At 67.2% G+C, this 22,646-nt stretch carries 24 protein-coding genes; 6 read left to right on the forward strand and 18 right to left on the reverse strand.

Translation table 11 applies throughout. The annotated features are described in order from the left end of the window. Position 1: 1 nt before the first annotated feature. From ACSQ3N_RS24810 to ACSQ3N_RS24840, 7 genes are all read right to left on the reverse strand, one after another. A complete protein-coding gene (locus ACSQ3N_RS24810) occupies positions 2-859 on the reverse strand; it encodes a class III extradiol dioxygenase subunit beta (protein WP_436147728.1) in 858 nt (285 codons plus the stop codon). A gap of 1 nt (position 860) precedes the next feature. Next, positions 861-1,307 (reverse strand): protocatechuate 4,5-dioxygenase subunit alpha, encoded by a 447-nt coding sequence (gene ligA, locus ACSQ3N_RS24815; RefSeq protein ID WP_436147729.1) that lies wholly within the window; start codon positions 1,305-1,307, stop codon positions 861-863. A gap of 11 nt (positions 1,308-1,318) precedes the next feature. Continuing rightward, positions 1,319-2,257, reverse strand: a complete 939-nt coding sequence (locus ACSQ3N_RS24820; protein ID WP_436147730.1) for an amidohydrolase family protein — start codon at positions 2,255-2,257, stop codon at positions 1,319-1,321. Between the two features lie 31 nt (positions 2,258-2,288). Then, the gene (locus ACSQ3N_RS24825; RefSeq protein ID WP_436147731.1) at positions 2,289-3,305 is read right to left on the reverse strand and encodes a Bug family tripartite tricarboxylate transporter substrate binding protein; all 1,017 of its coding nucleotides are present in this window, start codon (positions 3,303-3,305) and stop codon (positions 2,289-2,291) included. Between the two features lie 103 nt (positions 3,306-3,408). After that, positions 3,409-4,092: a 4-carboxy-4-hydroxy-2-oxoadipate aldolase/oxaloacetate decarboxylase gene (gene ligK / locus ACSQ3N_RS24830; protein ID WP_436147732.1), complete on the reverse strand. Its 684-nt coding sequence runs from the start codon at positions 4,090-4,092 to the stop codon at positions 3,409-3,411. Positions 4,093-4,254: 162 nt separating this feature from the next. Next, positions 4,255-5,289 carry an amidohydrolase family protein gene (locus ACSQ3N_RS24835; RefSeq protein WP_056170941.1) on the reverse strand — a complete coding sequence of 345 codons (1,035 nt, stop codon included), beginning with the start codon at positions 5,287-5,289 and terminating at the stop codon, positions 4,255-4,257. A gap of 58 nt (positions 5,290-5,347) precedes the next feature. Continuing rightward, the gene (locus ACSQ3N_RS24840) at positions 5,348-6,037 is read right to left on the reverse strand and encodes a substrate-binding domain-containing protein (protein ID WP_436147733.1); all 690 of its coding nucleotides are present in this window, start codon (positions 6,035-6,037) and stop codon (positions 5,348-5,350) included. 185 nt (positions 6,038-6,222) lie between these two features. On the opposite strand from ACSQ3N_RS24840, the gene ACSQ3N_RS24845 reads away from it, so the two are divergent. Further along, positions 6,223-7,143 (forward strand): LysR substrate-binding domain-containing protein, encoded by a 921-nt coding sequence (locus tag ACSQ3N_RS24845; protein ID WP_436147734.1) that lies wholly within the window; start codon positions 6,223-6,225, stop codon positions 7,141-7,143. 152 nt (positions 7,144-7,295) lie between these two features. On the opposite strand, the gene ACSQ3N_RS24850 is transcribed toward ACSQ3N_RS24845, so the two are convergent. From ACSQ3N_RS24850 to ACSQ3N_RS24880, 7 genes are all read right to left on the reverse strand, one after another. Further along, a complete protein-coding gene (locus ACSQ3N_RS24850; protein WP_436147735.1) occupies positions 7,296-8,276 on the reverse strand; it encodes a tripartite tricarboxylate transporter substrate binding protein in 981 nt (326 codons plus the stop codon). Positions 8,277-8,295: 19 nt separating this feature from the next. Then, on the reverse strand, positions 8,296-9,027 hold the full coding sequence (locus ACSQ3N_RS24855) for an ABC transporter ATP-binding protein (RefSeq protein WP_436147736.1): 732 nt from the start codon (positions 9,025-9,027) through the stop codon (positions 8,296-8,298). After that, positions 9,020-9,880, reverse strand: a complete 861-nt coding sequence (locus tag ACSQ3N_RS24860; RefSeq protein WP_235507438.1) for an ABC transporter ATP-binding protein — start codon at positions 9,878-9,880, stop codon at positions 9,020-9,022. The genes ACSQ3N_RS24855 and ACSQ3N_RS24860 overlap by 8 nt, the downstream gene beginning before the upstream one ends. Before the next feature lies 1 nt (position 9,881). Then, on the reverse strand, positions 9,882-10,877 hold the full coding sequence (locus ACSQ3N_RS24865; RefSeq protein WP_436136666.1) for a branched-chain amino acid ABC transporter permease: 996 nt from the start codon (positions 10,875-10,877) through the stop codon (positions 9,882-9,884). Between the two features lies 1 nt (position 10,878). Continuing rightward, positions 10,879-11,751: a branched-chain amino acid ABC transporter permease gene (locus ACSQ3N_RS24870; RefSeq protein ID WP_436147737.1), complete on the reverse strand. Its 873-nt coding sequence runs from the start codon at positions 11,749-11,751 to the stop codon at positions 10,879-10,881. 385 nt (positions 11,752-12,136) lie between these two features. Next, positions 12,137-13,327 carry an ABC transporter substrate-binding protein gene (locus ACSQ3N_RS24875; RefSeq protein WP_436147738.1) on the reverse strand — a complete coding sequence of 397 codons (1,191 nt, stop codon included), beginning with the start codon at positions 13,325-13,327 and terminating at the stop codon, positions 12,137-12,139. 293 nt (positions 13,328-13,620) lie between these two features. Further along, entirely contained in the window at positions 13,621-14,400 is a 780-nt protein-coding gene (locus tag ACSQ3N_RS24880; RefSeq protein ID WP_436147739.1) for a GntR family transcriptional regulator, read from the reverse strand. Positions 14,401-14,678: 278 nt separating this feature from the next. Between ACSQ3N_RS24880 and ACSQ3N_RS24885 the strand changes: the two genes are divergently transcribed. Then, positions 14,679-15,737 carry an aromatic ring-hydroxylating dioxygenase subunit alpha gene (locus ACSQ3N_RS24885; RefSeq protein WP_056170965.1) on the forward strand — a complete coding sequence of 353 codons (1,059 nt, stop codon included), beginning with the start codon at positions 14,679-14,681 and terminating at the stop codon, positions 15,735-15,737. Continuing rightward, on the forward strand, positions 15,734-16,699 hold the full coding sequence (locus ACSQ3N_RS24890) for a PDR/VanB family oxidoreductase (RefSeq protein WP_056170967.1): 966 nt from the start codon (positions 15,734-15,736) through the stop codon (positions 16,697-16,699). Before ACSQ3N_RS24885 ends, ACSQ3N_RS24890 begins: the two co-directional genes overlap by 4 nt. Before the next feature lie 215 nt (positions 16,700-16,914). On the opposite strand, the gene ACSQ3N_RS24895 is transcribed toward ACSQ3N_RS24890, so the two are convergent. Continuing rightward, positions 16,915-17,283 carry an HPF/RaiA family ribosome-associated protein gene (locus ACSQ3N_RS24895; protein WP_056170970.1) on the reverse strand — a complete coding sequence of 123 codons (369 nt, stop codon included), beginning with the start codon at positions 17,281-17,283 and terminating at the stop codon, positions 16,915-16,917. Between the two features lie 420 nt (positions 17,284-17,703). Here ACSQ3N_RS24895 and ACSQ3N_RS24900 point away from each other — a divergent pair, with 420 nt between their 5' ends. Then, entirely contained in the window at positions 17,704-18,594 is an 891-nt protein-coding gene (locus tag ACSQ3N_RS24900; RefSeq protein WP_056170973.1) for a gamma-glutamyl-gamma-aminobutyrate hydrolase family protein, read from the forward strand. A gap of 134 nt (positions 18,595-18,728) precedes the next feature. Here ACSQ3N_RS24900 and ACSQ3N_RS24905 read toward each other — a convergent pair whose 3' ends face one another. Continuing rightward, positions 18,729-18,890, reverse strand: a complete 162-nt coding sequence (locus ACSQ3N_RS24905; RefSeq protein WP_156372136.1) for a hypothetical protein — start codon at positions 18,888-18,890, stop codon at positions 18,729-18,731. 279 nt (positions 18,891-19,169) lie between these two features. Here ACSQ3N_RS24905 and ACSQ3N_RS24910 point away from each other — a divergent pair, with 279 nt between their 5' ends. Together ACSQ3N_RS24910 and ACSQ3N_RS24915 are read left to right on the forward strand one after the other, a co-directional pair. Next, the gene (locus ACSQ3N_RS24910) at positions 19,170-20,453 is read left to right on the forward strand and encodes a putative DNA modification/repair radical SAM protein (RefSeq protein ID WP_436147740.1); all 1,284 of its coding nucleotides are present in this window, start codon (positions 19,170-19,172) and stop codon (positions 20,451-20,453) included. A gap of 13 nt (positions 20,454-20,466) precedes the next feature. Further along, positions 20,467-21,366: a TIGR03915 family putative DNA repair protein gene (locus tag ACSQ3N_RS24915; protein ID WP_436147741.1), complete on the forward strand. Its 900-nt coding sequence runs from the start codon at positions 20,467-20,469 to the stop codon at positions 21,364-21,366. A 51-nt stretch (positions 21,367-21,417) separates the two neighbouring features. On the opposite strand, the gene ACSQ3N_RS24920 is transcribed toward ACSQ3N_RS24915, so the two are convergent. Both ACSQ3N_RS24920 and ACSQ3N_RS24925 read right to left on the reverse strand, forming a co-directional pair. Continuing rightward, positions 21,418-21,906 (reverse strand): hypothetical protein, encoded by a 489-nt coding sequence (locus ACSQ3N_RS24920; protein ID WP_436147742.1) that lies wholly within the window; start codon positions 21,904-21,906, stop codon positions 21,418-21,420. Positions 21,907-21,954: 48 nt separating this feature from the next. After that, positions 21,955-22,443, reverse strand: a complete 489-nt coding sequence (locus ACSQ3N_RS24925; RefSeq protein ID WP_436147743.1) for a YcxB family protein — start codon at positions 22,441-22,443, stop codon at positions 21,955-21,957. Positions 22,444-22,646 lie beyond the last annotated feature (203 nt).

Below are 22,646 nucleotides of genomic sequence, written 5' to 3' on the forward strand. Positions count from 1 at the left end.
GTTATTGGTTCTCGAGGATCAGATGCCCCACCGCCGTATTGCTGGCGGGCACGTGGAAAAAGCGGTGCGCCACCTTGGGCGCGGGGCCGGTACCGGCCACGTCGCTCATGGCGCCACGGGCGATGAGCCACATCACGAGCTCGATGCCTTCGCTGCCGGCTTCGCGCACGTATTCGATGTGCGGCACCTGGGCCAGTTCGGCAGGCTCGGCGATCAGGCGGTCCAGGAACCGGTTGTCCCAGTCCTTGTTGATGAGGCCGGCGCGCGGGCCTTGCAGCTGGTGGCTCATGCCGCCCGTGCCCCAGATCTGCACGTTGAGGTCTTCATCGAACGACTCGATCGCCTTGCGGATGGCCTTGCCGATCTGAAAGCACCGGTTGCCCGAGGGCACGGGGTACTGCACGACATTGACCGCGAACGGGATCACCTTGCAGGGCCACTGCTCGGGCTGGCCGAACATCAGCGACAGGGGCACGGTGAGGCCGTGGTCCACGTCCATGCGGTTGACGATGGTGAGGTCGAAGTCGTCCTGGATGACCGACTGCGCGATGTGCGCGGCCAGCTCGGGGTGGCCGTACACCGTGGGCACGGGGCGCGGGCCCCAGCCCTCGTCGGCAGGCTGGTAGGAAGCTGCGGTGCCGATGGCGAACGTGGGAATCATGTCCAGGCTGAACGCGGTGGCGTGGTCGTTGAAGACCAGGAACACGACGTCGGGCTTGTTCGCCTTCTCCCATGCCTTGGAGAAGTCGTAGCCCTTGAACAGCGGCTGCCAGTAGGGCTCGTCCTGCTTGCCCAGGTCGAGTGCCGCGCCGATGGCGGGCACGTGCGAGGTGTAGACGGATGCGGTGATCTTGGCCATGTCAGTGTCCGGCCGGCTTCTTGCCGGCGGCTCCTTGGGGTTGTCGGTGCGCCTGTGCGTCGCCTTCTTCGCCGATGTAGCGGTTGCCCTCGGCCGAGCGGCCGCCGCCGATCATCATGTTGCGGTATTCCTCTTCCGTCATGCCGGTCATGGAGCCGGCCATCTGCTGGAAGGACCGTCCGTCGGTCGCGCCGATCTTGGCCAGGAAGTAGATGTTGCCGCCGAGCGCAATGCAGCGGTTGAGGTCGCGCGCGAGCACGGCCAGCTTCTGGTCTTCGGTCATGGGCCACTCGTCCAGGTAGCCGCGCTCGTTGGCCAGGAACCGCGCGCGGTTCTCGGCCTTCATGAGCGACATGCAGAACTGGTTCAGGTGGTAGCCCAGGCGCGACTGCTCGGCGTCGAAGATGGTCGTGCCGGGCACGTCCTTGTAGGGTTTGTGCAATGCCATGGTGTGCTCCTTCAGCCCTGGGCCAGTTCGGGCCAGTACAGGCGCGTGGGATTGTCCACCAGCAGCTTCTTTTGCAGCTCGGCCGTGGGCGCGATGTGCGGGATGAAGTCCACCAGCAGGCCGTCGTCGGGCATGTGGTCCTTGAGGTTGGGGTGCGGCCAGTCGGTGCCCCAGAGCACGCGGTCGGGGAACTCCTCGACCACCTTGCGCGCGAACGGCACCACGTCTTGGTAGGCCGCCTGCTCGCCGTTCAGTGCCTTGGGGCCGGCCAACGACAGGCGCTCGGGGCAGCTCACCTTGCTCCACACATTGGGGTGCTGGCGCATGAATTTCAGGAACAGCTCGAACTCGGACCCGTCCACGGGCTTGCTCACGTCGGGGCGGCCCATGTGGTCCACCACCACGGTGGTGGGCAGCTGGGTGAAGAAGTCCCACAGCTCGGGCAGGTCCACCGCCTCGAAGTAGATCACCACGTGCCATCCGAGCTTGTGGATGCGGCCTGCAATCTCCATCAGCTCGTCCTTGGGCGTGAAGTCCACCAGCCGCTTGACGAAGTTGAAGCGCACGCCGCGCACACCGGCGTCGTGCAATTCCTGCAGCTCGGCATCGGAGATGCTGCGCTTGACCGTGGCCACGCCCTTGGCCTTGCCGTGGCTGGCCTTGAGCGCATCGACCATGGCGCGGTTGTCCGCGCCGTGGCAGGTGGCCTGCACCACCACGTTCTTGTCGAAGCCCAGGTGGTCGCGCAGCGCGAACAACTGCGCCTTGGAGGCGTCGCACGGGGTGTACTTGCGCTCGGGGGCGTAAGGAAACTCCGCGCCGGGGCCGAACACGTGGCAGTGCGCATCCACCGCGCCTGGGGGCAACTGGAACCTTGGCTTGGTCGGGCCGGTGTACCAGTCGAGCCAGCCTGCGGTCTTCTCGAAAGGGCCGGAAGTGGGTTTGCTCATGATGGTGAAACTTTCACAAAGGTGGATGCCATCAGTCCAGCGAGACGTTGGCCTTTTTGATCACGTCGCCAAAGCGCTGGCTCTCGTCCTTCACGAACTGCGCGAACTGGGGGCGCGTGGTGGGGAACGACTCGTAGCCGAAGGTCTTGAACTTCTCGGCCACATCGGGGCCGGTCAGGGCCTGTTCGATGTCGCGCTTGATCTTGTCGGTGACGGCGGCAGGCAGACCGGGAGGCACGGCGATGGCGTTCCAGCCGGTCACGGTGAAGTCCTTGGGGCCGCCCGCTTCGGCCACGGTAGGCACGTCGGGGAACTCGACCGAGCGCTGGGGGCCGGCAAACGCCAGCAGGCGCAGCTTGCCCGCGCGGTACAGCGGGCCGGCGGTGGCGGCGCTGCCCAGCGCGAAGTCGATGTCGCCGGTGGCGACCGAGGTGTACAGCTGCGTGGTCTCCTTGAAGATCACGTGCTCCATCTGCGTGCCGGTGGCGGACTCGAACAGCTCCGAGCCCAGGTGCACCGGGTTGCCCACGGACCACGAGCCGTAGTTGAGCTTGCCCGGGCGTGCCTTGGCGTCGGCCACGATGTCGCCCACGGTCTTGTACTTGCTGGCCGTGCCCACGGTGAAGAAGAAGTGGGTCTTGAACAGCGGCAGCAGCGTGTCGAAGTCCTTGGCCACGTCGTAGGGCAGTTTCTTGAACAGGCTGGGGTAGGCGGCCAGGTGCACGTTGTCCAGCACGATCAGATCATGCCCGTCCTTGGCGCCGCGCTTGAAGGCGTCGATGGCGATGAAGCCATTGCCGCCCGGGCGGTTTTCGACCACCACGGGCTGGTTCCAGATGCGGCCGAGCTTCTCGGCCACGATGCGCGCCACGCCGTCCGGGCCACCGCCCACGGGGAAGGGCGTGATGATGCGCACGGGCTTGGTGGGGAAGGTCTGTTGGGCGTGTGCACCATGGGATGCGAGGCCCAGGGTGGCAGCCAGGCCGAGCGAGGCCACGGACGCGAGGCCGATGCGGCGACGCAGGGGAGAGACGGTGCGGAGGGTCATGGGATGCAATGCAGGTGGAATGCTATAAATAAGATAGCTGCTTGCGCTTGATAGACAAGCGGTAGCGACCAAAAATGGCGTGATTCAGGGCTCAGTCGATGTGTCAGTCGATGTACTTGAGGCCCGCCTTCTCCAGGCCGGGGCGCATGTTGTACATGTCGAGGCCCAGCACGCCGCTCGCCAGCTTGGCGCGCTTCTCGCCTTCGAAGCTCTCGCGCTTTCGCGCGGCGGCCAGCGTCTCGACCGCACGCGCGGCGGGCACGCAGACCACGCCGTCGTCATCGGCCACGATCACGTCGCCCGGCGTGACGAGCGCACCGGCGCACACCACGGGAATGTTCACCGAACCCAGCGTGGCCTTGATCGTGCCCTTGCTGCTGATGGCGCGACTCCACACGGGGAAGCTCATCTCCTGCAGCGTCTTCACGTCGCGCACGCCGGCATCGATGATGAGCGCGCGCGCACCGCGCGACTGGAACGACGTGGCGAGCAGGTCGCCGAAGTAGCCGTCGGTGCACTCGGACGTGACCCCTGCCACCACCACGTCGCCGGGCTGGATCTGCTCGGCCGCGACGTGCAGCATCCAGTTGTCGCCCGGCTGCAGCAGCACGGTCACTGCCGTGCCGCTGATCTGCTGGCCGCCATAGATGGGGCGCATGTACGGCTTGAGCAGGCCGACGCGGCCCATGGCCTCGTGCACGGTGGCCGAGCCCAGGGCAGCCAGACCGTCGGCGGCCGCGCGGTCGGCGCGGGTGATGTTGCGGTAGACAACGCCTAGTTCGTACATGGTGGTCTCTCTTCGTTTGTGTGGGTGGTGTTGGAACTTTGAGCGCACGGCGTTCGATCACCCTCCACCGTTCGGGCTGAGCTTGTCGAAGCCTCAGCGCGGCGCTTCGACAGGCTCAGCGTGAACGGGCGGGGTGGGGGTTGATCTCAACCGACTGCGAGATCAAAGCCCCTTGGCCTTCAGGCGCGCATCCAGGCGCGGGAACACGCGGCGCACATTGCCTTCGTAGACCTGGTGCTTGTCGTCCGCGCTCAGGATCTTGCTGGCCTCGATGTAGCGCTTGGTGTCGTCGTAGTAGTTGCCGGTGGTGGGGTCGATGCCGCGCACCGCGCCGATCATCTCGCTGGCGAACAGCACGTTCTTCACCGGGATCACCGTGTTCAGCAAATCGATGCCGGGCTGGTGGTAGACGCAGGTGTCGAAGAACACGTTGTTCATCAGGTGGTCGTCCAGCAGCGGCTTCTTCATCTCCTGCGCCAGGCCGCGGAACCGGCCCCAGTGGTAAGGCACTGCGCCGCCGCCGTGCGGGATCAAGAACCTGAGCGTGGGGAAGTCCTTGAACAAATCGCCCTGGATCAGCTGCATGAAGGCCGTGGTGTCGGCGTTCAGGTAGTGCGCGCCCGTGGTGTGAAAGCACGCGTTGCAGCTGGTGCTCACATGGATCATGGCGGGCAGGTCGTACTCCACCATCTTCTCGTAGATGGGGTACCAGTGCTTGTCGGTCAGCGGTGGGCTGGTCCAGTGGCCGCCCGAGGGGTCGGGGTTCAGGTTGATGCCCACGGCGCCGTATTCATGCACGCACTTTTCCAGCTCGGGGATGCAGGTGGCGGGGTCCACGCCGGGGCTTTGCGGCAGCATGGCCACGGGCACGAAATGGTCGGGGAACAGCGTGGAGACGCGATAGCACAGCTCATTGCAGATGGCGGCCCAGGTGCTGGACACCTCGAAGTCGCCGATGTGGTGGGCCATGAAGCTCGCGCGCGGGCTGAACAGCGTGATGTCGCTGCCGCGCTCTTTCATCAGCTTGAGCTGGTTGGTCTCGATGGACTCGCGCAGTTCGTCGTCGCTGATGGTCAGGTCTGCCACCTTGGGCATCTGGGCGGGGTCCTTGATGCCGGCGATCTGCGCGTTGCGCCAGTTCTCCAGCGCCTTGGGGGCCGTGGTGTAGTGGCCGTGGCAGTCGATGATGAGGCTCATGGGGTGGTGCTCCTGAAAGATGTTCTTGTCGAAGTGCTTGTGCTGTGGCGCAGGCCGGTCACGCGGGGCTCATGCCCTGCCTATGCTTGGCGTCCGCGGCTTGCGGCGACGCCATGTAGGCCAGCAGTTCGCGGGCGGCATCGGCCTGCTGCGACAACGCGCCGATGCCGGCGGAGAACGTGGTCGTGATCTGGATGGCGGGCGGCAGCGGCCCGACGATGGCGATGCCCTGCACGTGCAGCAGCTCGCTCAATTGCTGAAAACCCAGCTCCACCTCGCCCTTGGCCACCAGCGAGCCCACGGGCACGCCGGGCGGTGCCTGCACCATGCGGCCGGCGATCTCGCCGGCAATGCCCCAGCGCTCGAACAGTTTTGCCAGTGCCACGCCGCTCGGGCCGGTGGAATAGCTGATGCTGCGCGCCGCCAGCACGGCCTGGCGCACGGCGTCTTCGGAGCCGATGTCGGGCTGCGGCGCACCGGCAGGCACGGCCACCGCCACGCCCGAATGCACCAGGTCCACCACGCTGCCGGGCACGATGCAGCCCGCGGACAGCAGCTTGGCGATGCCGTCGGCAGCCAGCACCACCACGTCGAAGGCCTCGCCGGCCAACACGCGCTTGGCGGCGTCCACGCCGCCCACGGCCTCGATGCTGGCGCGGTGGCCCGTGGCCTGCTCGTAGCCCGAAGTCAGCTCGGCCAACACCTGGCGGGTGGCCATGGACGAGATTCCGCGAAGGTGTTGGGGCATGGTGGCGTGAATGTGGAGGGCAGGCAAAAGGGCCAGGGCGCCTTGCCCGCACGGGGCCTTGGAGCGCTGTCTAGGCCGGATTCTGGGCGAAGCCGAGCTATACAAAAAGTAGCTGCACCGTCTAGCAGGTATATCATTTACCGATAGGAAACATTTTTTGCCGAACACCGCTTCGCGCCTCCCCGATGGACCTCAAGCAGCTGGAATACTTTGTGCGCGTGGCCGAGCTGGGCAGCTTCACCCGCGCGGCCGCGGCGCTGGACGTGGCGCAGTCGGCGCTGAGCCGCCAGATCCGCCTGCTGGAGGTGGAGTTGCGCCAGAACCTGCTGGTGCGCAACGGCCGCGGCGCCACGCCCACCGAAGCGGGCAAGCTGCTGGTGGAGCACGGGCGCGGCATCCTGCACCAGATGGCGCGGGCGCGGGAGGACATGGACCGCATGCGCGGCGGGCTGTCGGGCCGCGTGGCCATCGGCCTGCCCAACAGCGTGGCGCGGGTGATGACGGTGCCGCTGACCCGCGCCTTCCGCCAGGAGCTGCCCGAGGCGCGCCTGTCCATCAGCGAGGGGCTGTCCGGCGCGATTCTGGAAGGCCTGGTCAGCGGGCGCCTGGACATCGTGGTGCTCTACAACGCCCAGCCATCGCGCGACATCGATGTGTCGCACCTCATCGACGAAGACCTGGTGCTGGTGCGCGTGCGCCCGCCCGGCCTGGCCGAAGACCCGCCGCCCGGCCCCATCCCGCTGGCCGAGGTGGCGCGGCTGCCGCTGATCATCCCGTCGCGGCCCAACGCGATCCGCATGCATGTGGAATCGGAGATGGCCAACATCGGCTGCCGCCCCGAGGTGGCGCTGGAGATCGACGGCGTCTCCGCCATCCTGGACCTGGTGGCCGACGGCGCGGGCTGCGCCATCCTCTCGCGCAACGCGCTGCTCAACTCGCCCCGGCCTTCGGCCTACACGGCCCAGGTCATCGGCACGCCGGGCAAGCCGCCGCTGCGCATCGCGCTGTCGCTGGCGACCAGCCTGCAGCGGCCGGCCACGCAGGTGCAGAAAGCGGCGCTGGAGCTGATCGAGCGCACGGTGCCGCTGGTGTTCGAGCACACGTGAGCGTCGCCGACAAACTCAACCGTTCACGCTGAGCTCGTCGAAGCGCAGCACCTGGCTTCGACAAGCTCAGCCCGAACGGAAAAGGGGGTGCGGCAAGGGGAGGCAAGCCAGCCCGACCGGTATCGGGCCGGCTGATCGAACGCGAACCCCGCCTACTGCCGCGCGATCTTGGCCCGCGTGATCACATCGCCCCAGCGCCGCACATCGGCCGCCAGGTGTTCGGCGGCCTGCGCGGGCGTGCTGCCCTGGGCCTGCAGGTTCAGCTCCAGCAGGCGCTTTTTCACGTCGGGCTGGGCCAGGGCCGATTGCACCTCGCGCGACAGGCGCTCCACCACGGCGGGCGGGGTGCGCGCGGGCACGGCCAGGCCGTTCCAGGACGTGACGTTGAAGCCGGCCAGGGGGCCGCCGCTCTCGCGCACCGTGGGCACGTCGGGCAGCTGCGGCGCGCGCTGGGCGCCCAGCACCGCCAGCGGGCGCAGGGCCCTGGAGCCGATCTGCGGCATCAGCCCGCCGAGGATGTCCACCATGGCATCGATCTCGCCGCCGCGCAGTGCGGTGATGACCGGCGGCGTGCCGTTGAAGGGCACCACCTGGGCGTCGATGCCGGCGGTCACCTTGAAGAGTTCGGCCGCCAGGTTCTGCGTGGTGCCGATCTGCGGCGTGCCGATGTTGAGCTTGCCCGGGTTCGCGCGGCCATAGGCCAGCAGCTCTGCCAGGGTGCCGAAGCGCCCGCCTTCGCGCACGACGATGGCTAGGTCGAACGTGGCCAGCAGCGACACCGGCACGAAGTCCTTCAGGGTGTCGAAAGGCAGCGTGTGGAACAGCGCGGCGCTCACCGCCGTGCCGCTGCTGATGAGCAGCAGCGTGTGCCCGTCGGGCTCGGCGCGTGCGACCTGCTCGCCGGCCACCACGCCGCCCGCGCTGGGCTTGTTCTCGATCACCACGCTTTGCCCCAGCGGGCCCGCGATCTTCTGGCCCACCGTGCGCGCAGTGATGTCGGCCGCGCCGCCCGCCGCATTGGGCACCACGATGCGGATCGGGCGCGAGGGGAACGCGGGCTGCGCGTGGGCGGCGGCTGCGCCCCAGGCTGCGGCCAGGGCCAGGAGGGTTCTGCGGTGGATGGTGAGGTTCATGCGCATGCCTTGGCCCCTGTCAGCGCGACACGCCCAGCAGGCGGTCCAGCAGCGCGGGCTGCGCGCTCAGCTCTGCCGCTGTGCCCGCATGCACCACCGTGCCCCGGTCCAGCACGGCGGCCTGGTCCGAGATGGCCAGGATGGCCTGCGGGTGCTGCTCCACGATGATGGCCGACAGGCCTTCTTCGCGCGTGATGCGGCGGATGGCGCGCAGCAGCTCTTCCACGATGATGGGCGCCAGGCCTTCGAGCGGCTCGTCCAGCAGCAAGAGGCGCGGGTTGAGCACCAGCGCGCGGCCCACGGCCAGCATCTGCTGCTCGCCGCCCGACAGCTGCGTGCCCAGGTTGGTCTTGCGCTCTGCCAGCCGCGGGAACATCTCGTACACCCGCTCGGGCGTCCACGGGCGCGCGGTGGAGCCCTTGCGCCCGGGGCGCGCCACGGCGGTCAGGTTCTCGTGCACGGTGAGCGACTTGAAGATGTTGCGCTCCTGCGGCACCCAGCCAATGCCCGCGGCGGCGCGCTCGTGCGATGGCAGCTTGTGCAGCGCCGCACCGCCGAGCATCACCGTGCCGCCGTGCTGGCGCGTGGCGCCAGCCAGGGTGTTGATGAGCGTGGTCTTGCCCGTGCCGTTGCGGCCCAGCAGCGCCAGCGTGTCGCCTTCGGCCAGCGACAGGGAGATGCCTTGCAGCACCACGGCTTCGCCGTAGCCCGCGCTAAGGCCTTCGATACGCAGCAGTTCGTTCTTAGACATGAAGACCTCCCGCCCCCACGCTCCCCGCTGCGCGTGGTTCGCTGCCCCCCAAGGGGGCCCTCGCGCCTTGGGGCGGCCCGGCGTCGCTCGATCCCTCCCCATGCCCCAGATACACCGCCTTCACCTGCGGGTCGTTGGCAATCGTGTCCGGGTCACCCTCGGTCAGCACCGTGCCGTTGACCAGCACCGTCATGCGGTTGGCAAAGCTGAAAACCAGGTCCATGTCGTGTTCGATCAACAGCACCGAGACATCGGCGGGCAGTGCCGCCACGGTTTGCAAAAGTTCTTCGCGCTCGCCCGCGGGCACGCCGGCCACGGGCTCGTCGAGCAGCAGCACGCGCGGCTCGCAGGCCAGCGCGATGGCGATCTCCAGCAGGCGGCGCTTGCCGTAGGCCAGCACCCGCGTTTCCTCGGCCATCACCGAGGTCAGGTGGAACTGCTCGAGCAGCTGCTCGCAGCGCTCGGTGACGGCGCGGCGCGCGCCCAGCGGCTGCCACCACTTGCCGCCCAGGCCCTGGTGCTGCGACACGGTGAGCGCCAGGGTCTCCAGCGGCGTGAGGCTGTCGAACAGCTGGTTGATCTGGAACGTGCGCACCATGCCGCGCGCCACACGCTGGTGCGGCGCCAGGCGCGAGATGTCCTGGCCTTCGAGCACGATGGCGCCTTCGGTGGGCTCCAGCACGCCGGTCAGCAGGTTGATCAGCGTGGTCTTGCCCGCACCGTTGGGGCCGATGAGCGCGTGGCGTGCGCCCTTTTTCAAGTCCAGCGTGACGTTGTTGGTGGCGGTGATACCGCCGAAGCGCTTGACCAGGCCCTGCGCCGACAGCACGGTGGTGGAGGTTGTCGTGTTCATATCAATGGCCTCCCGCGCTGGAGCTGGCACCGGGCTTGCGCCCGGCCCCGAACCAGGTCCAGGGGCGGAACAGGCGGTCGCGCCCGACCAGCACCAGCACCACGAGGAACAGGCCGATCCAGAACGTCCAGTACTGCGGCGTGACGGACGAGATCACGTCCTGCAGCAGCTTGAAGCCCACGGCGCCCAGGATGCCGCCGTAGAGCCAGCCGACGCCGCCGATCACCAAGATCAGCATCACGTCCGCCGAGCGGTGGAACTCGAACAGGTCGAGCGATGCAAAGCCCGTGGTCTGCGTGAGCAGCGCGCCCGCAGCGCCTGCCAGCGCGGCCGCCAGCGTGTACACCTGCGCCAGCTTGGCCGTGACGGGGATGCCGATGGCCATGGCGCGCAGCCGGTTGTCGCGGATGGCCTTGAGCGTGGCGCCGAACGGCGACTGCACGATGCGCCGCGCTATGAGGAAGAACACCAGCAGCACCGTGAGCGAATACCACGCCGCCGTGCGGCCGTACAGGTCGAACTCGAATTGGCCGAGCACTGGGCCCATCACCACGCCCTGCAGGCCGTCGGCGCCGCCCGTCAGCCAATCGAGCTTGTTGGCCAGCTCCAGCATGATCAGGCCCACGCCCAGCGTGACCATGAGCCGCGTGAGGTCGGTGCCGCGCATGATGGTGAACGAGGCCACCGCCCCCAGCACTGTGGCGGCTGCGATGCCCACGGCCAGGCCCACCAGCGGGTCGGGCATCACATGCTTGGCGAACAGCGCCGCCGCATAGCCGCCCATGCCGAAGAAGGCCGCGTGGCCCAGCGACACGATGCCGGTGTAGCCCAGGATCAGGTCCAGCGAGATGGCGAACAGCGCGACGATGGCGATCTCGTTGATGATGAGCGCGTGGCTGGGCAGGGCCAGCGGCGCGACGAAGGCCAGGATCCAGAAGATGGGTTCCCACCAGCGAAAGCGCCGGGCCTTCAAGAGGATGGAGGTCTGAGCGTTCATCTCATTTCCCTCCTTTGCGAACGAAGAGGCCTTGCGGGCGCCAGATGAGGATCACGATCATGAGGCTGTACACGATGAAGGCGCCCAGCTTGGGGATGTAGTACTTGCCCGCCACGTCGGCAATGCCCAGCAGCAGCGCGGCCAGCAGCGGGCCGGTGATGGACGAGGTGCCGCCCACTGCCACGACGATCAGGAAATAGATCATGAACTTGAGCGGGAAGCTCGGGTCCAGGCCCAGCACCTCGGCCCCCAGCGCACCGCCCAGCCCCGCCAGGCCCGAGCCGAACGCGAAGGTGGACAGGAACACGATGTTCACGTTGATGCCCATGCCCGCGGCCACGCGCTGGTCGTCCACCGACGCGCGCAGACGGCTGCCGAAGCGCGTCTTGGTCAGCACGTACTGCAGAGCCACCGTGAGCGCCGCGCACACCGCGATGATGAACAGCCGGTAGTGCCCCATGCCCAGCATGAAGGCGCCGCTGCCGATCTCGGTGCGGCCCTTGAGCCATTCGGGCAACTGCATGATCTGCTGCGTGGAGCCCACGAAGTAGTCCACGCTGGCCACGGCCATGAACACCAGGCCGATGGAGAACAGCACCTGGTCCAGGTGCGCCTTGTTGTACAGCGGCCGGTACAGCGTGCGCTCCAGCACCGCCCCCAACAGCGCCGTGCCCACGAACGCGATGGGCAGGCACACCAGAAACGGCACACCCAGCCGCTGCATCAGCAGCACCGTGATGTACCCGCCCGCCATGGCAAAGGCCCCGTGTGCCAGGTTGATGAAGTTCATCAACCCCATGGTCACGGCCAGGCCCACTGCCAGGATGAACAGCAGCATGCCGTAGGCAACGCCGTCGAAAAGAATGGTCAGCATGAAATCACTTCAATGAAGACGAACAAGAGTCATGGGTCCGCGCGTGGCGCCCTGGCTTCGACAGGCTCAGCCCGAACGGGTGGTGCCTCTCTACAAGGTCAGCCTCAACAGCAGCACCCCGGCTTCGACAAGCTCAGTCCGAACGGGTGGTGCGGTGGCTTCAACTGTCTGAGGCTGAACGTAACGCCCTGGTTTCGACAAGCTCAACCCGAACGGATGGTGGAAGAAAGCCTCCCCCCGAAAACTGGCGCGCCCCGCAACCGATTAGAAACACCCCGCCCGCAAAAACCGGCGCGCCCTAAAGCCAGTGCCACCGTGGAACTGGCTTCGCCAGCCCACGGGTGGCGTCCCCCTGTAGGGGGAAGGCGCGCAGCGCCTCAGGGGGTTACCGAGCTTTGCCGGGGTCCTTGACATCCTTGATCACATCGAACTCCACGTTGTAGAGCTGCCCGTTCACGCGCTCCACCTTGCGCAGGTACACGTTCTGCACGATGTCGCGCGTTTGCGCGTCGATGAACACCGGGCCGCGCGGGCTTTCGAACACCTGGCCCTTCATCGCGGCCAGCAGCGCGTCGCCGCCGCCCGCGCCCTTGGTGGTGCGCAGCGCTTCATAGATCACGCGCATGCCGTCGTAGCCGCCCACGGCCATGAAGTTGGGGCGCAGGCCCTTGTTGGCCTTCTCGAACGCGTCGACGAACTTCTTGTTCAGCGGCGAGGGGTGCGCGGCCGAGTAGTGGTGCGAGGTGACCACGCCCAGAGCGCCGTCGCCCATGTCGTTGAGCTGGTCGTCATCGGTCACGTCGCCGGTGGCGATGAGCTTGATGCCGGCCTTGTCCAGGCCGCGCTCCAGAAACTGCTTCATCACCGCAGCGCCCGCGCCCGAGGGCACGAAGACGAACAGCGCATCGGGCTTTCCGTCGCGCACCTTCTGCAAGAACGGGGCGAAGTCGGGGTTGCGCAGCGGCACGCGCAGGGCCTCGGTCACCTGGCCGCCGTTGAAGGTCAGGCGCTGGTTGAAGTATTTCTCGGCGTCGATGCCAGGGCCGTAGTCGCTGACCAGGGTCACGACTTTCTTGATGCCGTTCTTGGGCGCCCAGTCGGCCAGGGCCACCGACACCTGGGGCAGCGTGAAGCTGCTGCGCACCACATAGGGCGATGCCTCGGTGATGCTGGACGTGGCCGCGGCCATCACCACCAGCGGGGTCTTGGACTGCGTGGCCAGCGGCGCAGTCGCCATGGCCGACGGCGTGATGCCCATGCCGGCGAGCACGTTGACCTTCTCGTTCACCACCAGCTCCTGGGCCAGGCGGCGCGTCACGTCGGGCAGGCTGGTGTCGTCCTTGATGATGAGCTGCACCTTCTTGCCGGCCACGGTGTCGCCGTTCTGCGCCATGTAGAGCTTGGCGGCCGCTTCGATCTGGCGGCCGGTGGTGGCCTGCTGGCCCGTCATGGGCAGGATGAGGCCGATCTTGAAGACGTTGCTGTCTTGCGCAGCGGCGGGCAGTGCGGCGAGGCAGCTGGTCAGCACCAGGGCCGCAGCCGCGGAGGCACGAAGAAGGTGGCGTTTGGTGGGCATCGATGTCTCCTGGGGATGTCGTTGTATACAGAACAATGCTGGCCGCAGTGTGAATGGCGCTGGAGACTTCGACAAGCGGGCTTTCCCACTTTTAGATATCTCAGAACGGGATATCACCCCCTGAGTCGCCTGCGGCGCCTTCCCCCTCTCTCGCGCTGCGCGCGGGAGGGGGACGCAGCCAGCGGCCTGGCACAGCCAGTTCCGCGGCTACCTGGCGGAAGCCACGCCCTCTTCCTCCGCCGGCCGGCATCCGCCGACAGCGACCCGCTCGGAAGCCGTTTCTTGGCTGCAGATCACCCACGTTCACGAATGAGCCCGACACCCGGCAAGCCCTGCACCTGGGCCGCCTGCACCGCAGCCAGCAGGTTGCGCCGCGTGATGCGGGAATGCTCGCGCAGGATGGCTTCGGCCCGGGCGCCCTCGCGGCGCTCGATGGCGTCGAGGGCCTGGCGGTGCTGGTCTTGCGCCACGATGAGCATGTCGCGCGCTTCATGGGAATGGGTCTGCACCACGACGAAGGCCGATGGCGATGCGAACGGCAGGCCCTTCACCCGGTCCAGCTCGCGCGCGATCACATCGCTGCCGACCATGCGGCTGAGCAGCAGGTGAAAGCGCGCGTTCAGCTCCACATAGCGCGAGAAGCCCTCGTCGTCCAGCGTGCGGGGTGCGAGGGCCGTGTCGATGGCATCCAGGCAGGCGTGGGCTTCGGCCAGCAGCGCGGCCTCCACGCCGCGCTCGGCCGCCAGGCGCGCGGCCAGCCCTTCCATGGTGCCGCGCAGCTCGATGGCGTCGGCCACGTCGGTCTCTGAAAACGTGCGCACCGCGTAGCCACCGCCGGGCAGGCGGTGCAGCAGCCCCTCCTGCTCCAGCCGCATCAGCGCGGCGCGGATGGGGGTGCGTGAGACGCCCAGCTTTTCCACCAGCGTCAGCTCGGCAATGCGAGCCCCCCCGGGCAGCTCGCCCGCCAGGATCATCTCGCGCAGGCGCAGCTGCGCCTTGACGGCCTGCGAGGTGGCGGCGTCGCTAGCGGGCGCTGAAAGGGTTGCGATCTGCGGATCGTCGGTCAGGTGCATGGCTGGCGGGACGGGTGGACGGAGGGAGAACGGCAGCCTGGCTGGGCCGCAACGAGCCCTGAATGTATACAAGAACCTGCATCAAATCCAGACGACGCGAAGACAATCCGATTTAAAACAACGACTTACAAGCTATGCCGGCGTGCGATAGCTGGTTTTCAGTATTTTTATGTATACAGCACCACGCTCCTTTCGCACAATCCGCTGTATCCCAGTGCGCGGATTTCGGGCGCGCACTGGCCCCACGACAAGCCATCGACACCCACGAGACAACCACTATGTATCCCAAGAACGCCTGGTACGTTGCCTGCACCCCCGACGAGATCGCCGACAAACCCCTGGGCCGCATGGTCTGCGGCGAGAAGATCGTGTTCTACCGCCCCGCCCCTGACAAGGTGGCTGCGCTGGAGGACTTCTGCCCGCACCGGGGCGCACCGCTGTCGCTGGGCACGGTGTGCGAGGGCGAGCTGATGTGCGGCTACCACGGCCTGCGCGTGGGCTGCGACGGCAAGGCGGTATCCATGCCCGGCCAGCGCGTGCAGGGCTTTCCGCGCACGCGCAGCTTTCCGGTGGAAGAGCGCTACGGCTTCATCTGGGTGTGGACGGGCGATGCCGCCTTGGCCGACCCCGCCCAGATCCACCACCTGCCCTGGGCCGAGAGCGACGAATGGGCCTACGGCGGCGGGCTGTACCACATCGCCTGCGACTACCGCCTGATGATCGACAACCTGATGGACCTCACGCACGAGACGTATGTGCACGCCACCAGCATCGGCCAGAAAGAGATCGACGAGGTGCCCTGCAAGACCCGGGTGGAGGGCGACGAGGTCATCACCAGCCGCTTCATGGAAGGCATCCAGGCGCCGCCGTTCTGGCAGATGGCGCTGCGCATGAACGGCCTGCCCGACGACCAGCCGGTGGACCGCTGGCAGATCTGCCACTTCTCGCCACCGAGCCATGTGCTCATCGAGGTGGGCGTGGCGCTGGCCGGCCACGGCGGCTACGACGCGCCTGCGGACAAGAAGGCATCGAGCATCGTGGTGGACTTCATCACGCCCGAGACCGACACCTCCATCCACTACTTCTGGGGCATGGCCCGCAACTTCAAGCCGCAGGACGCGGAGCTCACCGCCAAGATCCGCGAAGGCCAGGGCGGCATCTTCGCCGAGGACCAGGAGATGCTGGAAAAGCAGCAGCACAACCTGCTGCGCTACCCCGATCGCAAGCTCTTGATGCTCAACATCGATGCCGGCGGCGTGCAGTCGCGCAAGGTGCTGGACCGCGTGATCGCCGCCGAGCGCGCGCCCGCAGCCCCGCAGCCGGTGGTGGCCGCATGACCGCGCAGGAGACCTTCCAGGTCCGCGTCGCCAAGAAGACCGCCGAGGCCGAGGGCATCGCCAGCTTCGAGCTCGCGCGGCTCGACGGCCAGCCGCTGCCGCCGTTCAGCGCGGGCTCGCACATCGACGTTCATGTGCCCGGTGGCACGGTGCGCCAGTACTCGCTGTGCAATGCGTCGCACGAGCAGCACCGCTACCGCATCGCCGTGCTGCGCGACCCTGCCTCGCGCGGCGGCTCGGTGGGCATGCACGACCGCGTGAACGAAGGCGACGTGATCACCATCAGCACGCCGCGCAACCACTTTGCGCTGCACCCGGCGCAGCACACGCTGCTGCTGGCCGGCGGCATCGGCGTGACGCCGCTGCTGTGCATGGCCGACCGCCTGGCGCGCACCGGCGCGGGCTTTGCGCTGCACTACTGCACGCGCTCGGCCGAGCGCACCGCGTTTGCCGGCGAGATCACCGCCTCGCCCATGGCACCGCACGTGCACTTTCACTTCGATGCAGGGGCGCCCAAGCAAAAGCTCGACCTGGCGTCCGTGCTGGCAGCGCCGGGAGACGACAAGCGGGTGTATGTGTGCGGCCCGGCGGGCTTCATCGACCATGTGGTGGCCACTGCGCAGGCCATGGGCTGGGCGCAGGACCGCATCCACCTGGAGTACTTTGCCGCGCCCGCGCAGGACACGTCGGGTGATGAGGGCTTCGAGGTGCGCATCGCGAGCACCGGCAAGACCTATGCGATTGCGCCGGATGTGTCGATCGTGGAAGCGCTGCGCGGCCAGGGCATCGACATCATGACGTCGTGCGAGCAGGGCGTGTGCGGCACCTGCATCACCCGCGTGCTGGAGGGCGAGGTGGACCACCGCGACATGTACTTGACCGATGAAGAGAAGGCGAGCAACGAGCAGTTCATGCCCTGCTGCTCGCGTGCACGCAGCAAGCTGCTGGTGCTGGATTTGTGAGCGCTGCGGCGGCGATGGCCGCAGGCTGATGCGAATACGCCGGCGCCATGCCGCACGGCGCGGGGTGGCTGTGTGCCGAGCTGCGCCGCGCGCCAGCCCCAGCCAGCGAAGGCGCGCCCGCGCAATGCAGGCGCCGCCTTCGGTTGCTATCGTTCACATAGCAACAAAATGATGAACGGAGAGCGGTAGCGGGGCATGGGTTGCAACATTCAAGCTCAACCTGCGGCGGCGGCATCCGACGCGTCCAGCGTGCGGATGGTGTCACGCCCGTGGCGGTCTTTGGCGCGACCCAGGTCGGTGTCGAGCGCGCGGGCCAGCTTGTCGATCGAGGAGATGAACGCCCGGCCCATCTCGCTGGCGTCGTCGGCCACAGAGATCGGCTGGCGGCCGGTGACGCGCGCCTCGATGCGGCAGCGCTTGTCGTTGGCACCGGACTTGCCTGCATCCAGGTCTTTGAGAAACACATCCAGCCGCGTCACATGGTCCTGAAAGCGCGACAGCCGGCTCTTGGCTTCGGTGGCGATCCACTCGCTCAGAGATTCGCCGCCTTCGATGTGGTCATCCGTGTTGACTTGTACTTGCATGGTGATGCTCCTTGAAGAATTCAAGCGAAGGACCGTGCCCGCCGTCCCGGCTGGCAGCCGTCCCGTGAACCACCATGGTCGCACCTTCGGGGCTCTGCGCCCGTAAGAACCTGTTAGTCGGCGGGTCTTGTGGGGCCAGGCACTGCATGTGCCTTCGCGATTGGCTATGCGCGCGCGGCCGGCTTGTCTGTGGTGTCGACGAAGCCTGCGTTGCCGCAAGGTACTCAGGTATTCGGGTGCTGCCTGCGTACACGCATCGTGTCGTGGACTGCATCGCGATCCCAGCGCAAAAAGTTTGGCACGCGCAGGGGCGCAGGCCGCTCTCCTACAGACGCCGGCCCATCCGCAGTGCTACAAATTGGATACCTGTTCACTGCAATCGCAGCACCGTTTCAGCGTGCTGCCCGGAGCCCCCCATCCATGCCCGCTGATCGCCGCCTCAAGATTGGTTTGTCCGCCTGTTTCCAGCACGCCGACCCCACCCGCCCGCTGTTCACCAACAAGACCTTGCAGTACGTGGAGCAGTCGATCGCCCACTGGATCATGTCGGCCGGCGCCATGGTGGTGATGGTGCCCTGCCCCACAGGCGAGACCGCACGCGGCGACGTGACGCTGGCGCACTACGCAGAGTGGCTCGACGGTGTGGTCATGCACGGCGGCGCCGACGTGTGGCCGGGCAACTATGGCGAGGAGCCGCTGCGCGAAGAGTGGATCGGCGACCGCGTGCGCGACCTGTACGACCTGGCGGTGGTGAAAGCCTTTGCCGAGGTTCGCAAGCCCATCTTCGGTGTCTGCCGCGGCCTGCAGCTGATCAACGTGGCCTTCGGCGGCGCGCTGTACCAAGACCTGCAGACCCAGCACCCCGGTGCGCTGCAACACCGCAATGCATCCACCTACGACCAGCACTTTCACGACATTCACATCGTCGAGGGCACGCGCCTGGCGCAGCTGTACCCCGACCATCCACGCGCCCGCGTCAACAGCATTCACCACCAGGGCATCAAGACCGTGGCCCCGGAATTCGTGGTCGAAGCGCTGAGCGAGCCCGATGGCGTGCCCGAAGCCATCCGCCTGCAATCGGCGCCAGGCCGCGGCTACATCGCGGCCACCCAGTGGCACCCCGAGTTCCACAAGTTGGGGGCGGACACGCTGGACGACACCGCCATCCTGCAGGACTTTCTGGCGGCGTGTGCCGAGGCCAAGGCCAGCCCTCCGTCGGTGAGCCACCCTCCCGGCATCCGCGACCGTGCCACGCGTCTGCTGCGGCAGGCGCTGCGCAGGGACCGGAGCCGGGCTTCGTCGTCGACGTAAGTCAATTCAACGCGCTGCGGTGTGCGGCGCGCAGTGCGCTGCATGCGACTTGCGACTTGCGACAAGCCGTTCAGCAACGCATCAACTGCACTTCGCCAGCACAGATTGAATCGCTTGCGCGCATCCGCGCACTTCTACAGGGCCACCTCCCGCCACAGCTGCAGGATGTCGTCGCGCGGAATCGGGCGGGCTTCGACCGTCTTGAGACTGTAGGGCTCCTGGGCCACGGCGCCCGCGACCAGGCTGGCCAGCGCCATGACCACCACCAACGCACAGGCGGGTCTGCAATGTTTCATGGTTCAAGGTCCTTCAGAGGCGGGGGCAAGTACGGAGCCCGCATGTGCATATGCGATGCGGAAGGCGGAAGGCGGAAGGCGCTGCTGGGCGCGCCGGGCCCTGTCCGTCGCCACGGAAGGCACGCGGCTTGAGGAAGACACTGGCATCCGAAATTAAATGCTTTTGTGCCGCTACCGCTCTATGAGCAAGCGCAAGCAGCTACGAATTTAATAGCAAATGGCATTGTCAGCGATGCCCCTGCGCTGGCCTCGGAGATGAAAATACTGTAAATTCATCCAGTGCAATTACAGTCCAAACTCGCCATCCTGGCCGACGCCGCCAAGTACGACGCCTCGTGCGCATCCAGCGGCGCGGCGCCGCGCGATTCGGTCGGCGGGCGGGGCATGGGCTCCACCGAAGGCATGGGCATCTGCCACAGCTACGCGCCAGACGGGCGCTGCATTTCGCTGCTCAAGATCCTGCTGACCAACTTTTGCCAGTACGACTGCCTGTACTGCGTGAACCGGGTGACGAGCAACGTGCCGCGCGCGCGCTTCACGGTCGATGAAGTGGTGCAGCTCACGCTCGACTTCTACCGGCGCAACTGCATCGAAGGCCTGTTCCTGTCCAGCGGCATCATCCAGAGCCCGGACTACACCATGGAGCAGGTGGTGGAGGTGGCCCGCGTGCTGCGCGAAGTCCACGACTTTCGCGGCTACATCCACCTCAAAACCATCCCGGATGCGTCGCCCGAGCTGATGGAGCGTGCCGGCCGCTATGCCGACCGGCTGAGCATCAACGTGGAGCTGCCCACGCCCGAAGGCCTGGCCGCCCTGGCACCCCAGAAGGACGGCGCGGCGATTGAACGGTCCATGGCGCGCATGGCGGTGCGCATCGAGGACGCGCGGCAGGCGCGCAAGGAGCAGGCCGCCGCCAAGGTGGTGTCGATGCCCGCCACCACACGCACCCTCACGCGGCGCGCTGCGGCGCCCCACTTCGCCCCCGGCGGGCAGAGCACGCAGATGATCGTGGGCGCCGACGCCACCGACGACCGCACCATCCTGGCCACCAGCGCGGGCCTGTACGGCGTGCACCGGCTGCGGCGCGTGTACTACTCGGCCTTCAGCCCCATCCCCGATGCAGCGCGCGCGCTGCCGCTCATCGCCCCGCCCACCGTGCGCGAGCACCGGCTGTACCAGGCCGACTGGCTGATGCGCTTTTATGGCTTCACCCACGGCGAGATCGTGCCCGCCAGCCAGGGCGGCATGCTGGCGCTGGACATGGACCCCAAGCTCGCCTGGGCGATTGCGCACCGCGAGCGCTTCCCGGTCAACCTGAACACCGCCCCGCGCGAGCTGCTGCTGCGCGTGCCCGGCTTCGGCGTGCAGACGGTGGACCGCCTGCTGGCCGCCCGCCGCGTGCGCCGACTGCGCCACGCCGACCTGACGCGGCTGCATGTGCCGCTCAAGAAGGTGTTGCCGTTTGTGGAAGCGGCCGACTACCGCCCGGGCAGCACGCTGGATGCTGCCGACCTGGCCGCCCGCCTGGCACCGCCACCTGCGCAGCGCGGCCTGTTCGACTGAGGAAGGCCGCACCATGGGCCCACACGCCGTCACGCTGGCACACGCAACCGACTGGGCGGGCTTTCGGCAGGCCGCGCGCCAGCTGGTGCAGGCGGGCGTGCCGCCCCAGCAGGTGGAATGGTTCACTCCCCAGGACGCCGCGCAGGACCTGTTTGCCAGCCCGACCGCCGCGCCACCCGCACCTGCCGCGCCAGCCTCCACCGGTACACCGCCCGACCCCGCGTCACTGCCGCCCCGCACCGGCCACCCAGCGCCGCGCGTGCCCGAGGATTTCGTGCGCCTGTGCGAGCGCCTGGTCTTGCACCGCAACCCCGCGCGCTTCGCGCTCATGTACCGCCTGCTGTGGCGCCTGGCGCACGACCGCGCGCTGCGCCACGACCCGCTGGACGCCGACCGCATGCAGGCCCACCACATGGTGCGCGCGGTGGCGCGCGACATGCACAAAATGCACGCCTTCGTGCGCTTTCGCCCGGTGACCGACAGCGACGGCCACACCGTGCAGGTCGCCTGGTTCGAGCCCGACCACTTCATCACCGAGGCCAACGCCGGCTTCTTCGTGCGGCGCTTCACGCAGATGCACTGGGCCATCCTCACGCCCGATGCCAGCGTGCGCTGGGACGGCACCGACCTGCACGTGGGCCCCGGCGGCCAGCGCAGCGACGCCCCGCCGCCCGATGCGGGCGAGGCGCTGTGGCTCACCTACTACCGCCACATCTTCAACCCCGCGCGGCTCAAGACCACGATGATGAAAAAGGAAATGCCCACCCGCTACTGGCGCAACCTGCCCGAGGCAGCGCTGATCACCGAGCTGGCCCACGGCGCGCACGAACGCAGCGGGCACATGGTGGAGGCCGAGGCGACCACGCCGCGCAAGCGGATCGAGCCGATGCGGCGGGGTGCATCAAGCGCGTAGCGCGGCAGGCACTGCAGGTGCGACCCGATGACCCGGGACGATGACCGTCAGTCAGTCAACAGCACGGTGACGGCCTGCTCTGAAAACCATCCAGAACACTGCAGCCGCACAAGCGCCGCAGATCCCGAACAACGCAACAACAGCCACGTACTGTTGCCAGCCAGCGGTGGTCGGAACCCCGCTGATGACGGTCTGGACATGGCCGATCGTCACTGAACTTTTCATGTCCGAATCGCGCTGCGGCCAAGAAAAAACGGCCATGGGCATGCACCCCAGAACAAAGCCTGCCAACAACACGCTCCACCACTTAAGGACGTCCATCCAGCGCAGCAGCCAAAAGGCTGGAATCCCGAGAAGGACCACGTGAGCTGCCGACACGAGCGCGCACAGGGACATGAACCCCAGTGTTCGAATCCACAGGGATGAGTCCCCTGTCCCCACCATCTGAAACTGCTCGAAGAGATACCCGAACGCCAGCGCGATGACGGGCGCCATCGCCGCTGCTACGAAGGCGATGACGATTCTCAGGAGCGGCGTCACCACGGACTCAACCCGCAGACGGTACGCAGCACCCAGCCACCCGTCCAGCTACAGGATTTTTCCGCCATGGCTTTTGACCCTGTCCAGAACGATGTGCCGCACCTCGTCGCTCAGGTCGGCCAACGGCAGCGTGACGAACTGCGCACGCGAGAAGAACAGCAACCAAAAGTCATTGAAGCGCCAGACCTCCGTCACGGCAGACCAGTCCACGTCCGAGCTACCCATGTCCGACGACAAGCGCAGGCGGTCCGGCGTCGTCTCCAAACAAGCCTGCTTCACCCGCATCCGTCGAAACCGGGCGAGCGAGCCGCGCAGATGGACCACGTACAGCGATCCAATCAGTACAAGGCCCAGTATCAGCAGCACGCCCAATGCCGCAGTGGTCCACGAATGCATGCCACTGGCTAGCGCGTAAGCAAAGTAAGCCGCCAGGAAAACAAGGGAAGCTATGAACTTCCAGCCCACGGTTCGCCACCAGAACGCAGAGACCGCGTTTTTCACCAGCTTGTCGGTGTAGTGCAGCGTGGCCTTGGTCATGGGGCGGTGCCACTTTGCGCGTCGCCGAAGAAGAACCTGGTTGGCTGCGGAGAGGCTGGTGGGTAAATGAACTGATGGAGAGGCATGAATGGCCCAAGCCACGCCGGATGAGAGCGCTTGGGTGCACGAGATTCTGCAGCGTGCCAGACCGGTTTGCGGCTCAGAGCCGCGTCTTTTTGCTCAATCGCAAACGACGGTGCGGG

It is taken from the genome of Acidovorax sp. LjRoot194, from assembly GCF_964253015.1.
Classification (GTDB): domain Bacteria; phylum Pseudomonadota; class Gammaproteobacteria; order Burkholderiales; family Burkholderiaceae_C; genus Acidovorax.